At 63.7% G+C, this 13,005-nt stretch carries 13 protein-coding genes and 2 pseudogenes; 6 read left to right on the top strand and 9 right to left on the bottom strand.

Going from position 1 to position 13,005, the window contains the following annotated elements; genetic code table 11:
• Nucleotides 1-358 (top strand): annotated as a pseudogene (locus AC3WLX_RS36120) (type IV secretory system conjugative DNA transfer family protein); the annotation flags it as partial.
• A gap of 143 nt (nucleotides 359-501) precedes the next feature.
• Here the strand turns inward: AC3WLX_RS36120 and AC3WLX_RS36115 are convergent.
• The gene (locus tag AC3WLX_RS36115; protein ID WP_492339344.1) at nucleotides 502-915 is read right to left on the bottom strand and encodes a hypothetical protein; all 414 of its coding nucleotides are present in this window, start codon (nucleotides 913-915) and stop codon (nucleotides 502-504) included.
• A gap of 233 nt (nucleotides 916-1,148) precedes the next feature.
• Between AC3WLX_RS36115 and AC3WLX_RS36110 the strand changes: the two genes are divergently transcribed.
• Nucleotides 1,149-1,406 carry a WGR domain-containing protein gene (locus AC3WLX_RS36110; RefSeq protein ID WP_492339343.1) on the top strand — a complete coding sequence of 86 codons (258 nt, stop codon included), beginning with the start codon at nucleotides 1,149-1,151 and terminating at the stop codon, nucleotides 1,404-1,406.
• On the opposite strand, the gene AC3WLX_RS36105 is transcribed toward AC3WLX_RS36110, so the two are convergent.
• The 6 genes and pseudogenes from AC3WLX_RS36105 to AC3WLX_RS36080 form a co-directional block, all read right to left on the bottom strand.
• A complete protein-coding gene (locus AC3WLX_RS36105) occupies nucleotides 1,379-1,555 on the bottom strand; it encodes a hypothetical protein (protein WP_492339342.1) in 177 nt (58 codons plus the stop codon). The two genes, AC3WLX_RS36110 and AC3WLX_RS36105, sit on opposite strands and share 28 nt — an antisense overlap.
• A gap of 61 nt (nucleotides 1,556-1,616) precedes the next feature.
• Nucleotides 1,617-1,928, bottom strand: a complete 312-nt coding sequence (locus tag AC3WLX_RS36100) for a DUF736 domain-containing protein (protein ID WP_018273795.1) — start codon at nucleotides 1,926-1,928, stop codon at nucleotides 1,617-1,619.
• Between the two features lie 1,018 nt (nucleotides 1,929-2,946).
• The gene (gene repC, locus AC3WLX_RS36095) at nucleotides 2,947-4,179 is read right to left on the bottom strand and encodes a plasmid replication protein RepC (protein ID WP_492339341.1); all 1,233 of its coding nucleotides are present in this window, start codon (nucleotides 4,177-4,179) and stop codon (nucleotides 2,947-2,949) included.
• Between the two features lie 263 nt (nucleotides 4,180-4,442).
• Nucleotides 4,443-5,459 (bottom strand): plasmid partitioning protein RepB, encoded by a 1,017-nt coding sequence (gene repB / locus AC3WLX_RS36090; protein WP_492339340.1) that lies wholly within the window; start codon nucleotides 5,457-5,459, stop codon nucleotides 4,443-4,445.
• On the bottom strand, nucleotides 5,459-6,661 hold the full coding sequence (repA, locus tag AC3WLX_RS36085) for a plasmid partitioning protein RepA (RefSeq protein ID WP_492339346.1): 1,203 nt from the start codon (nucleotides 6,659-6,661) through the stop codon (nucleotides 5,459-5,461). Before repA ends, repB begins: the two co-directional genes overlap by 1 nt.
• Before the next feature lie 619 nt (nucleotides 6,662-7,280).
• Nucleotides 7,281-8,374 (bottom strand): annotated as a pseudogene (locus AC3WLX_RS36080) (hypothetical protein).
• Nucleotides 8,375-8,512: 138 nt separating this feature from the next.
• On the opposite strand from AC3WLX_RS36080, the gene AC3WLX_RS36075 reads away from it, so the two are divergent.
• The 4 genes from AC3WLX_RS36075 (at nucleotide 8,513) to AC3WLX_RS36060 (ending at nucleotide 11,007) form a co-directional block, all read left to right on the top strand.
• Nucleotides 8,513-8,758, top strand: coding sequence for a type II toxin-antitoxin system VapB family antitoxin (locus AC3WLX_RS36075; protein ID WP_166354104.1), 246 nt, complete (start codon nucleotides 8,513-8,515; stop codon nucleotides 8,756-8,758).
• On the top strand, nucleotides 8,758-9,153 hold the full coding sequence (locus AC3WLX_RS36070) for a type II toxin-antitoxin system VapC family toxin (RefSeq protein ID WP_492339339.1): 396 nt from the start codon (nucleotides 8,758-8,760) through the stop codon (nucleotides 9,151-9,153). Before AC3WLX_RS36075 ends, AC3WLX_RS36070 begins: the two co-directional genes overlap by 1 nt.
• Before the next feature lie 46 nt (nucleotides 9,154-9,199).
• Nucleotides 9,200-9,400, top strand: coding sequence for a hypothetical protein (locus AC3WLX_RS36065; RefSeq protein WP_492339338.1), 201 nt, complete (start codon nucleotides 9,200-9,202; stop codon nucleotides 9,398-9,400).
• A 485-nt stretch (nucleotides 9,401-9,885) separates the two neighbouring features.
• Complete coding sequence (locus AC3WLX_RS36060) at nucleotides 9,886-11,007, top strand: RHE_PE00001 family protein (protein ID WP_492339337.1); 1,122 nt, start codon at nucleotides 9,886-9,888, stop codon at nucleotides 11,005-11,007.
• Here the strand turns inward: AC3WLX_RS36060 and AC3WLX_RS36055 are convergent.
• Both AC3WLX_RS36055 and AC3WLX_RS36050 read right to left on the bottom strand, forming a co-directional pair.
• The gene (locus AC3WLX_RS36055; RefSeq protein WP_492339336.1) at nucleotides 10,916-12,130 is read right to left on the bottom strand and encodes a TniQ family protein; all 1,215 of its coding nucleotides are present in this window, start codon (nucleotides 12,128-12,130) and stop codon (nucleotides 10,916-10,918) included. The genes AC3WLX_RS36060 and AC3WLX_RS36055 overlap by 92 nt on opposite strands.
• On the bottom strand, nucleotides 12,127-13,005 hold the full coding sequence (locus tag AC3WLX_RS36050; protein ID WP_492339335.1) for a TniB family NTP-binding protein: 879 nt from the start codon (nucleotides 13,003-13,005) through the stop codon (nucleotides 12,127-12,129). Before AC3WLX_RS36050 ends, AC3WLX_RS36055 begins: the two co-directional genes overlap by 4 nt.

Below are 13,005 nucleotides of genomic sequence, written 5' to 3'. Positions count from 1 at the left end.
AAAGGTGGGCGACATCCTCTCGGAATCCACGGGCGACTTCATATCGGTACGCCTGGGCGACTTCGTCGGAATCCGCAGCCTATATCTCGAAGCGCTGCGGCGACACGACCGCGGAGGTCAAACAGCTCAGCCAGTCCTCGCAAATGTCGGCGTCGTCGCGACACGATTGAAGTAGCTCGCCCGCCGCCCGCTGATCATGCCTCACGAAGTGCTGCGCATGCGAACCGACGAACAAATCGTCTTCACGGCCGGCAATCCGCCGCTGCGATGCGGCCGCGCCATCTGGTTCCGGCGCGCCGACATGCAGGCGTGTGTCGGTGAAAACAGGTTCTACCGGAAACAAGGCTCCGGGACTTAAATGAGGATCGAAAGATGTGTCCACGGCCCGCGAGAGGATCGTCACGCGCATGCGCGGAGACCGCGTGCGGGCTCCGGGAGCGCCGCGTTGGCGGCGCGAGTAGAGCCGTCCCCGAAGGGGCTCGCCCGATGCCCTCGGAGTGGTTATCGCGAGGAAGACGGTTCCGGGAAATTGGCGCGCAGGTACTCGGTCGCCGCCTCCGCCGTCGCGAACGAAGCGAGCTCCAGCATCTGCTCGTCGGGCCGCTGCGGCTGCCGGACCACCGTGACCCGGCCTTCGTCAAGACAGGCACGGGGCTGCTCGCGGAACCGCAGCCATTCAGCCTGCTTGGCTTCGGCCAATGCGCAGGCAGCATCGTAGTCATCCGCAATGCCGAGATGGGTCGAGCGGTCCCATGCCCCGCCGTTCAGGCACCGAATCTCGATGCGACCATCCGGACGGGTGAGGCCGAAGGGACGATCCCACCACTGATCGAGCTGTGCCTTGCTCCGCGCTTCGTTCGGCGTCGCGTCAAAGGCCTTGGGCAGTTTCGGGTCGAGTGGAATCCGGCTCGGCATGGCGTCCTCCGATCGGACGGAAAATGCCAGAGAACGGGCCAGAATGGGAGCTGAATCTGGCCGGGCCGGCACGCCAAATGGCTCATGCTCGTCGTCGGCGCCGCTACAACTGCCCCCCATCGAGGGATCGCGCGTGCACCTGCAATCGACCTATCAGGAAAATGAATCGATCGCCCTTGTTCGAGTCAACAATCCAATTGGACACAGATTCCAGACGACGGGAGAATCGCTGTATGCCTCAGCTTCCGCCGGACCCTGTCCATCTTCGTCGTGTCGACGCAACCCGCAATATGCGGCGGTTCTACCTGCTGTCCTTGCAGCCAACCCTGTTCGGCGGCGTGGTGGTGGTCCGCAACTGGGGCCGGATCGGCACGAGCGGTCGGACGATGATGCAAACCTTCGAGGACAGCGCGAGAGCCGGCGAGGCGTTTGACGGGCTCGAGCGAACAAAGCGACGCCGGGGCTATGCCCCGGCGGTGGAAAACTGCTGATCGGCGGGCGATGCGTGCCCGGACGTGGTTGGCTGGTTGCGTTGCCGGATCAGCTCGGCAAGTTGCGCTTCGAGCGCCTTGCGCTCCGCGGGACTGAACAGGCAGTCGCGCAGCTCCGCGCGCAGTTCCTCGATAACGTCGACCGTCATGAGCTTCTCTCCGTTCGAAGGGAAGAGGGCCCCGCCTCGCGGCGGAGCCCTCTTGGGAGGCTCAGTCCCGGTTCGGCCGGGACCAGATCAGTTGGAGGCCTTCCGCACCCTCGACCTCGGTCAGGGTGGCGTAGATCGGAGCGGGGAAGCTCGGATCGTCCAGCTTGACGGAGAGGTAGTCGCGCTCGGTGTCCTTGGCGGTCTTCTGCCAGGCCGCACCCAACTCGACGTTACCCGAGTAGATGCGGAAGTGCGGTCCCTTGTCGGAAGGATTTTCGACGCGGATCAGCTTGGCCTTGACGTTGAGGTTGAGCGTCTTGATCGCGCCGGAGAAGCCATTGCCCGTGGAGGTGAAGGTGCCGATGGTAGCCATTGTCTCATTCCCTTGGTTTTCTCGGGCCGCGCCCATCGCGACCTCGATGGCGGTCGTGAGACCGGAGGCGATCGACCCGCACCTGAAGGGCCGAAACGAAGTGAAGGGCGGCCGGCAGCGACTTTCTTGTCTCGCGAGGAATGGCGCGCAGCGCCAGGGGAAGAAAGTCGAGGACGGTCGTTGCGGGGACAAGATCGAGGGCACGTGCAGCGGGACCATCCTTCGGTCAGACCAGCCGTAATCGAGGACGCAGATGGGCTGCCCGTCGTGAAAACTGTCGGAATGAAGACAGGCCCCTCGGCAACATCACATCGCGCGGTCACGAGCACGGGCGACAAGATCCGATTGTCCTGACGAGGCCGGCTGAAGACCGCATATCCCGCGCAAAGGGTCCGGGGAGCAACAGATGCGAGTCGGAGTTCGCCGCCGCCGCAAGATCGACAAACACCATGCCGACGAACTTGGAATGCCCGGACATCCTGCGTCTGCTGCATCGATGCTGCGATCTTCGATGGGGCAACAGCGTCCACGATCCGGCCGGAGCATCGCGAACGATGGATCCGGAGGTTTGCGCCGCGAGGCCGGGCGCGGTTGGTACGTGCGGATGGAGTGCGTGACCCAAACTGGACCAAAAAGGACTCGAAGCGCTGTGCCATGGGATGTGGCGATCACGCTGCGCCCGGGGAGCAGACCCCACTGTTTTCGCACTCGTTCGGCCATAGGTCGAGGCGCCCGACAGTCAGCAGCCGTCGGGCGGATCCGGCCTCGTCCAGCGGCGCGCAGGAGCGATGCCGAAAGACCTGGCCGCTGACACCGCAGTGCTCGAGCGAAGCGCACGATCGGCATCAACGGCGTCGGTCCCGGCTTCGGGATGATGATCGCAGATTGGACGCTGGCGCGCGGAAACGGGCAACCGATGGAGGCACTCTCAGCGGGATCGGATAACGCAACATCGCCTCTCGCGGCAAACGACACCACTGCGCGGCCGGAAGCCAATCCAGTTAAGTCCACCCATCGCTCACGCTCGTCGCTTTTCGTGGCGCTGCGAGTTGATCTGCGACATCAGGATCGGACCAAGAGAAAACTCTCCGACCTCCGCTTTCCGCGTCAGCCCGCGCAAGTAGCCGCCCGCCGATCTGATCGTCGTCCCACGCTGCAGGATGCAGGCGACGACGACCGCAGCTTGCATTTCACCCAGGACGGTTTGCGCCTCCTCCCAGGCGCTCGGGCTGATCCCCAGCATTGATCTCACAACGACTGCGGTGGCGAGGAAATCGCGCCAGTTCGAAATCCCGCCCTTCGCATAATCGACGATGTCCGGGCATGCACCGAGGACCATTCCCAACGGATACGAACTCTCGGCGACTCGCGATGGTTGAGGTTTAGGCTCAGCTCCCGCCGCCCTGCCTTCTTGAAGGCTAGGTTCAAGATCAATTAAGGCATCGGTATTTGAATTCTGTATGTGGCGCTCAGAATGGGACTCATTGGCGCTCGGATTCTTGGATTTGATGTGCGCTTCCAGAAGATTGAGCACGTCGTCAGCAAGTTGCGACAGCTCGTCGGCGATCGGCTCGAGCTCCTGACGCGTCGCGGTGCGCGGAATCTGAGCAACCATTGCGCGGAAGGCGGCATGCACCTCCTGCCAATCCGCAGGCCCCTGCCCTGCCCTTCGCGTCGGGACACCTTCCTCGATACCCGTTGCAATCATTTTCGCGATGTCGCGCCGGCACAGCGTGATCCGTTCACGCACGAGCTTGAGCGCGCGGGCTTCGGCTTCAATGTCGGCCGCCAGGCTCTCGAACTCTTCCGAGCGCACGACGAGCGGTGACAAATCGAAGCCGAAGGCGAGCTCGATTTCGCCGGCATCGTCCTTGCGCGCATAGCGCTTGCCATTTGGGCTGTCGCGCCGAACGATCAGTCCCGCGTCGACCAGGACAGCGAGATGACGCCGCAGCGTCGACGCCGGCATGCCGTGCGCCCGCCGACTGAGCTGATTGTTTGACGGGAAGACGATCAGATCATCCTCTCCTGTGAGCGCCGTCTCAGGATGGAAGGTCAGGAGCGCGTTTAAAACCGAGAGCGAGCGCTCCGATACGCCAAGGCGCGGCCGGGCCGTGCAGATGGCGTGGAAGATCTTCCATTTGTGGACGATCTTTTCGGGAGGGCGTTCGGTTGCGACCATCTGGCTTGCCACATGGGCAAGCGTCAATGATCGCCGCCCAAAAGGCGTCGTTGGAGAGTGTGACTGCATGTCTTTGCCTCATGCGGGCAAAGAAAATCTGCTCGCCAAAACGGCGCCGTTGCTAAAGACGCTTGACTGCGATTCGCGAAAGTGATTCTCTGTCAGTCGCCAAACGTGACGAGAGAAGGCTTTCGGACGGAGACGTTCCGGGGGCCTTTTTTCTTTTCCGCTATGCTCCTACGGTTAGAGGACGGAAACGCGGGTACGCATCGCGATGCCGGACCATTGGAGATCCGGACATCGCCATATCCAAAGCGGCGACACGCGAGATGTCATTCATCGGTGCGCCCCTCGCGAAAAGATCGGTAGAGCTCCGGCAGCCGCGAAATCAAATAGTCTCCAAACGCAGGCGCAGCCTTTTCATCGAGAGCTAGCGTGACGCGATCCTCGCGACGTTCAATCTTCACGATCTTCTTGCCGTCGTCATCGGCCCACGTTGTCGGCCGTGGAACTTTGGGCTTGCGGGGCGCGAGCGCGGCGAATGCGATCGCGAACCGTTCGTCGGAAGAAGCACGCACAAAACGATCGCTAGCAACGCTATCAGCCAACGCCTCTTGGTCGTGGCGTCCCACCATCCGCTCTGCCAGCTCCATCCAGCGCCGGCGGCCGGTCTTCGGCGCTGGCCCTATCGCATCGAGTAGGCTCCGCGGAAGGGCCCGCGTGACAGAGATGAGGCGGGAGAGCTCAGTCTTGTCGACGCTGAGCGCCGCCATGATGATCTCTCGTTTGAATCCACGATCCTCAAGCGCGGTGGCATAAGTTGCCCGCTCAATGAAGGACAGATCCTCCCGCTCGCCATTCTCCTTGCCTTGCGCCACCACTAGGTCTTCGTCACTGAGGTCACGGACCACGGCCCGTGCGGGACGGCCAAGCTCAGCGAGCGCACGGACGCGACGATGGCCATAAGCAGTCTGAAAGCGGCCTGGGCTGGTCGGATGCGGGCGAAGGAGGATCGGAACCAATTGCCCGTTGGCGCGAATCGATTCGACGAGAGCGGAGTGCTTCTCGTCGACACTCGTCATGCGATCCGGGACGATCGAGGCGTCAATCAAACCTGGGTCGATTTCAACGACGGTTTGACCGGTGGTGAGTTGTTCGGTCAGGGCTTTGGCGGCATCGCGCTCTGCGGACAGCATCTCGAGCGAACGGCTCATGGCGCCGACCGCCCCGCGTGATCCGAGTGTCGGTTGGGACGGTCTCCGATTGTCGCTGGGCTCACCTGGCGTCGGTTCGTTGACCGCGGTCAACTTGTCGTCCAACAGGTCAGCAAGCAGGTTTTTGCGGCCCATTACGCCCTCCCCCATGCAGCCTGGATGAGGCTTTGAATTTCGCCATTGACGCTGTCCAGCGACTCCATCGCGCGGTCGTAGGTAGCGCGCGTGAACTGATCGCGGCTGACCTCATAGAGCGTTTGCTTCGTGATGCCGGCGTCCGAGATCGCTGTACTTTTCAGCATCATGTTGGTGACCATGCGATCACCGAATAGCGAGCGCATGAAGCCGACCATTTGAGCCTGCGGCCCATCACCGGGCTCGTAGCGGGTGACGAGATAGCGCATCCAGTCGTAGTTCATGTTGCCGCCCGCCTTAGCGACGACGGCGAGGAGGTCGGATGTCATGATAAGGAATTGGCACATCGACATGACGTCGAGCATTTGTGGATGCACCGGAATCAGGATTGCGGTTGCTGCACAGAGCGCGGAGAGCGTGAGAAATCCAAGTTGGGGCGGACAATCGATCACGACGACGTCGTAACGGTCCTGGACCGTGGCGAGGGCACGGGCAACGCGGGCAAAGAACAGCGGGTCACCCGACTGGCGCATAGCCAGGGCTTTCGGGGTTTCATGTTCGAATTCCATCAGCTCGATATTGCCGGGAACGATGTCGAGCCCCAAAAAGTAAGTCTGCCGAATGATGTCATTCAGCTCGCGACGCGCGTCGTCATAGCGGATGGCGCCGTAGAGAGTTCCGTTTTCCTCAACGTCAAACTCTGGCTGATAGCCGTGCAGCGCGGAGAGCGAGGCCTGCGGATCGAGATCGATCGCGAGCACTCGATAGCCCTGTAGCGTGAGATGTTGAGCGAGATGCGCGGCGGTGGTGGTCTTACCCGATCCACCCTTGAAATTGACGACGCCGATGACTTGCAATTGTTCGCCCGTAACGCGATGCGGTCGGTATCGGCGAGCGCCTTTACCGGATTCGTCGAGATACGCACGAAGGCTTTGAATGTCTTCGAATGTGTACGACCGTCGACCCGTTGGGCTGGTGTCCGGCTGAGGGCCCCTTCCCTCCAGCGACAATTGGCGGAGGTAGCCGTCATTGATGCCGACGAGTTTAGCGACTTCGCCGGATGTGAACCGGCGGAGATGCTTGCGTGCTTTTGGCGGGAACAGCTTCGTTCGGTGGGCATGAAGTTTCGCGGAGAGTTCTCGCGCGTCGGCCGCGATCGTATCGTGGATCGCCGGGGGCGCAGCCGACTGGATTGGCGTCATCGCTTGTTGATCGTTTAGAGCCACGGCTTTCTCGCGTAGTTACGAATTTCTGATGCGGGACGTGCGCAAAGCGTGGCTAGTACGCCCGATTCTGGGCGATAGCGCAACAATTAAAGGGTAAACGAATCCTTAACGGTCACTTCGGATTGTGACGCGAGAATGGAAACGTTGACCGCGGTCAACTTGGGGAGTCCGGCGCGCCCCGCCCTCTTCCGTTTGCAGCAAGGCCCAACTCGTGCGCCAGGCCGGCCAAAGTTGACCGCGGTCAACTTTCTCGCATTGGGCGAATCGGCCTGCATGAACTCTATCCTCTTTTACTTCGCAGGGTCTTTCGCAAAACCCAATTTCGACCCAGACTCGGTGCCTAGCGCCGCGCGCAAGTTTGGCCACGCGAATAGGTTCTTGCCCTTCCGCCGGTGCAAGGTCCCATTACGCAACTCACGGGTCATCGCTGCGCCGAAGCGAAATGTTGTGTAGCCCGGGCGTACCAGCACCGTCGACGTACTTGATCGTGCCGTTTCACCGGCAGGATCAGCGAGAGCGCATAAGGCTGCAGTGCGGATTGGTTTTGGTGTCGGGAAGGCAGCGCACGAGGTAAGATCGTTTTTGGACGGTGCGATCAAAAGCCGTAGCTTCGATCCGCCCAGCGCAGCAGCACGCGCGCGTCGCGATCCGGCAGCCGCACGCGCTGATCCCGCAGTCCCGCGGCGATCGCTTGGCCGACCTCGGAGTCGACCCAGTGGCCGTGGGTCATCAGAAAGAACCAGCCAAAGGGCAGCCCGACCTCACGGTCGACGGCCTCGATGCGGTCCATCAGGATATGGACCGATGCGTCCGGCGTCGGGAGAAGCCGCTCTTTGAGCGGCCGCAAGGACCGGGGAATGAAGCCGACCTCGCGCTCGCCCTTGTAGGTGTAGTCGCGAATATCCAGCGCCCAGTGCGCGAAGACGCGCTGCGATCCGGCGCTTGACTCTTCCCAGTCCCGGAAGAACCGCAGCTCGCGCGGTACGAAGTCGAAATAGTCCGGCACCAATTCAAGGAAAGGGGTTTCGCGTGTGGTCCCGCGCGGCCGGTTTCGCGGACGACCCGTCGCTCCAGCTCGGGCCGCTTCGCCTCGCGTTTGTCGCGCTCGACGCGGCCGCAGCGATCAAGGAAGCTGCGGACATGGACGAAGGCGCCACCGGCGCGATCAAGGAGGCGATAGACCGGACCGGCGAGGCGGTCCGTCTCGGGCAGGGGATCTCGGCTAGGCCAGCTTGGATCGAACAGCTCCTCTTCACCGAAAGGACAATAGATCGGATTGACGATCGGACCGGCCCGCCACTCGATTTCACGGCCGAGCGCCAACTGGATGTAGTCGGCGACGTCTGGCCCGGTCGATGCGAAAACAAAGGCGCTGGTGCCCCGCCATTCCGTGATCTGCAGGTCGGTCGCTTTCAGGCGCGTCCAGAGCGCTCGGATATTGCCGTTGTCCTTCGCTAGCTCGGCCGTCATCCATGGCCGCAGCTCGCCGATCCGCGTCCCGTTCGGTTGGATGACCGAGCGGGTGTCGCGCCAGTAATCGTCCTCGACGTGGGCGAGGCCGAAGTTGAAGCCCGGGAAGGCCGCGGCGAGGGCCGGGATGAGGTCCGCGTCGGCCGAGGCGGGATCGAGGCCCGCCAGGGCGGCCTTGATCGAGGCGGTATCGGGAAGACGAAGAGGGGTGACGTTCATCGAAAGCTAACCATAAATCGAAGCCTCCGTTGAGACTTTACGGGGCATTCCAGCGAATTTGGTGAGAATTCCCGGCCTTCACGCGGTGTATCCTGAATGTTATATAAGGATACACAAAGCAAGCTAGAGGAGTGGCCGATGGCCTTCCACATCAAGAATCCGGAGACCGACGCCTTGGCCCGCAGGGTCGCGGCGCTGAAGAAAATCGGCCTGACCGAAGCCGTCCACACGGCGCTCGCCCATGAGCTCGAGCGCGAGCAGGGCAAACCATCCCTGGTCGACCTGGGCGTGCAGTTTTGTCGCGATCTGAGGGCCAAGGGCAATCCGCAAAACGGCAAAGCCGCCGACAAGGCCTTCCGCGACAGCCTGTACGAGGATGCCTGATGTTCATCGACGCGTCTGCGCTGACCGCAATGTTGACCGATGAGGACGAGGCGCGGGAGTTGCTGGCGCGCGTGCAGCAGGCCGCGACGCGGCTGACCTCGCCGCTGGCGGTGTGGGAGGCGGCGATCGCTGTCGCCCGCGTGCTCGATCTTTCGATTGCCGAGGCGGCCGAATCGGTCGAGAGCTATCTCGCGCTGATGGAAATCAAAATGGTGAACGTGTCGCCTGAAACCGCCCGCATCGCGCTCGATGCCTTCGACCGCTACGGCAAGGGCCGGCATCCGGCACGGCTGAATTTCGGAGACTGTTTCGCCTATGCCTGCGCCCGTCATCTGGGTGAACCGTTGATGTTCAAGGGCAGCGATTTTCCGCAGACCGACATCGAGGCAGCCTGATTGTTCGAAAACGGCAGTCGGGGCGGGGGAGGCGGGAGGAGGAGCCATGCACGATGATCCGAAGCGAATCAATGCGCCCCCGGCCGCACAGGACGGCGGCGAGCCGGCCAAGCGAAACCAGTCCCTCGAAAGCGATCGTCGGGTCGTCCGGACTGTCGATCTGACCGATGAAGACATCGCCGCGATCGAGGCCAGTGAGATGGCGCCTGGCTTCGAGCACCTCGACGCTGAGGTCGACGAAGCTTGAGGCCGCCGCCGGCGGCCGCAGGCTTCCGGGAGAGGGGAGGGGACTGGCAAGCGGCGCGTCCTCTCATCGATCTCAGGCCGGGCGGGCGTAATCTTCCGCGCTCCATCGGGAATCGCTGATTTGCGATTTTCGCGTCCAACCCTCTCGATAAGGGTGGTTATCGATAGTGAGAGGTGATCGGGAACATGCGTCGCTATGACGGAATCCAACGCTATGTTAGCTTCCGTTTCGTCGATTCCTGTTAAGGTTATCAAGATCTTGTCGCGCAGCTACAAAATCCCCGATCCGCTGCCCTGGGTCCAGCTCGCCGGGCCGATTGTCGCTTTCCGTTACCGATTTCAATTTGCAACGCTTAGCGGAAAATGGGCGCCGGTTTTTCACCTTGCGATTTCAGCGGGAGTCCGACAGCGCTTTGACCCAACTCGCATTTCGATCCTGGACCGCGAAAACTTCGCACGGTCCGTCATGAGCGATCCTCCCTTCCAATGCCCCCGTTGAGCGCCCGCCTTCCCGATGCACTGCCGTGGCCCGAGCTCGCGCGGCCGCTCGTGCGTGCCGAAGACGCGCTCGCCCGCCTCGACGAGCGGCTGCGAACAAGCCCCATCCGCGACGGCTGGATCGCGAGGACGCACTTTTCCGACGCCGCCGCCGCACTCTGGCTCGAGGGCGAACTCGTCCATTCGGAGGACCTCGTGCTGCACGACGCGGGCATGGACGTCCGCGCGCCAACCCACGAACTCACGCGCGCCTACACGGTGTTGCGCGCGCGCCGGCGCCTCGCCGGCGCCGCGCCCGGCTGGGCGCTGTCGCGCGCCGGTCTCGAGGCGCTGCGGGGCAGGGCAGGGGAGGCGGACACAACGCATCCCGAGGTCGAAGACCCCGAGCCTGTCGAGGACAAAGACGAGGCGTCCGATCGGTCGATCGTCGACGACGAGGCGTTTTCGGAATTGTTCGCCTCGGTGGACGCAGCCATCGCCCAGGCCGACAGAACCCTCACCAGCGAACGGCGCCCTGCGCCGCCGTCAAGCGAGCGCGATCCGCTCGTCTACGATCTCGATTGGGACGAGGACGCGCGCCTCACCGAATGGCGAGCGATCGTCGATCAAACTCGCGATCTGCCGCCGACTCTCGCCGCCGCGCTTGTCCACGAGGGTTGGATCGCGATCGAACCGCTGCAGCGCGCACCCGGACTCGGCCGCCTGCTCGCGGCCGCCGTGCTGCAGGATCGCGGCAAGACCCGCGCGCATTTGCTCTGCCTCGCCGAGGGCGCGAAGGCCGTGCCGCGCGAACGGCGCCGAAGCCGCGACACCTCCGCGCGTCTCGTCGCTGAACTCGACGCAATCACCGCGGCGGCCGAGGAGGGCCTGAAGCAGCACGATCGCTGGCTCCTCGCCCGCACGCTGCTCCTCCGAAAGCTCGACGGCCGCCGCTCCACCTCGCGGCTGCCGGAGCTCATCGAACTCGTGATCTCGAGGCCGCTGGTCTCAGCCGGCATGATCGCCAAAGAGCTCGACATCACGCCCCGCGCCGCCCAGAACCTGGTGGTCGAGCTGGGCCTGCGCGAGGCAACGGGCCGCGAACGATATCGGGCGTGGGGCGTCTTGTGAGCGCGTAGCAATCCCGGCCCTGGCTCGCGCCGGCGATCCCACGAGGCGCGCGGGCGTTGCCGAGAGGCGAACGCCCGAGGCGTCGGACCGCCAGAGTGTTCTGCAAGTCGCCGCCTCGAAGCTTCGAGCGCGACCCGCGGCCCACGGCGCGGGCATAGGCCGCCAGCAAAGCCGCGAGATCGACGCCAGGCGGCTGCGCTCGCGCAGACCGGGGCGCGCCCTGACGCGCGTCGATGAAATCCACGAAGCGCGCGTTCAACCCGTCACGGCCGCCTGCGGCTAGGGTTGGTCGACGGCGCCGGGCGAACGCGGCGGCGCTGGCGTCGATGAGCCCATCGTCGGCCCTTTGCGCGAGCAGCTCGAAGCAACGGATGCGGGCCGACGCCGATAGGTTGGCGAGCGGCCGACCGGAGCCGACGCCGGCGACCACTGGAACGCGCAGCAGGCGCGCGACCCATTCGTGGATCGCCGACGAACTCTTGGCGACTTCCGCCTTGCAGATATCGTCAATCGACCGTTCCAACCGCCGCGCTGCCGCCTCGACCGATATCTTGGCGCCGCCGCCCAAGTCGAAACCGCAGCGCACGCAGACATATTGCGGGATCAGGTCCGTCTGAGCGAACGGCGCTATTCCGCTGCGGCAGGCGGGACATCGGTCCCGCAGACCACAGCCATGACGGAAGCAAGAAATCCGCGAGGCTAGGCGCCATGACCGCCGAAAATAAGGAGTGCGATCGTTGGCAAGACACAAAGCGCAATACTGGAGCCAGGTGGAACGGCTCCGACGCACGGTGTCGCGCAGGGGCAGCAGAAGCGGCGCCAACGCCCCATCCGTCATCGCCATCGCCGATATCGCCTCGGGCGCAAGGCCCGTCCGCGCGCCGAGCCAGGTCGCGACGTCTTGGGCAAGCCGCAGATCGAGGCGGGGAGACCAGATGCCGCCGCAGAGTCCCAGCACGCCGGCGAAAGCCCGCGGCGCGACGCCGTTAGCGATTGCGAGACGATGGAGCCAGCTCGACAGCAATTCGTCTGGCTGCGGACCGGGGACGGCCGGCCAACGATCCGCAACGACATCCTGGTATCGTTCGCGGATCTCGATGGCGAAGCCTGTTTCGCCGCTCACAGCAGACCATCGCGCAGCCGCCCGCCGCGGCGTCGCGACACCGGGACGTAATCCAGCTCGTCGATCGAGGGCAGGGTGATCCGCTCCGCGCCGGACCTCGCCGCCGCGACCGCCGCCGCCGTGACGATCGCCACGATCTCGCCGATCAGCCCCTCCGAAAGCCGGAAGATCTCTCGCGCCAGCTTCTCATCGGACAGATCGGAGCGGCGTGCGAGCGGCAGGGCGCCTTCGAGACTGTCGAGGAGCGCAAAGAACTCCTCGTCGTATCGCCATCGCGGCACCGCGAGCAGTTCGAACCGGCTCGCCATTTCGTCGGTCGCGTTGATGAAATCGTACACCGCGACCTCGCCGATCAGGACCGGCGATATGTCGAACTGACGGCCGATCCGTCGCAGGAACGCCAGCACCGCCTCCACGTCGCGCGATCGGCCGCGCAGCGCATTGTGGAATTCGTCGAAAATCAGGATTCTCGGTTTCAGGCCGTCAAGCAGGTGATCGACTTGCTCGGCCTTGCGGCCGACGTCCCGGCTGTTCGCCGTCGGCGCGCGTAATGCGCGCAGGATACTTCCGTAGAAATGAGCGAGCCCGGCGCCCTCACGCGTCTGGACTACCCACACTCGCTGCGACTCGCAGGCTTTCAGGTGCGCGACGGCGAGCCGCTCGGCGATCATCGTCTTGCCGTTGGCGTAGGGCCCGACCAGCATTAGACCGCGCGTGCGCAAGGACGGCGACCGGCACAGCAATTCGTTCAGCCGCTCGAGCGCCTGCCTGGCGCCGTGGTGTCCGACCCAACGCGGCGCCCGGATATAGGCGATCCGGTCCTCCAGGCTGCTGTCGAGATACGGGCGAACATGATCGAGCAGATGGTCGGCCAT

Source organism: Bradyrhizobium sp. FW305-F6 (assembly GCF_058782905.1).
Note: the sequence above shows the minus strand (reverse complement) of the source record. Positions and strands in the feature narration are given on the sequence as shown.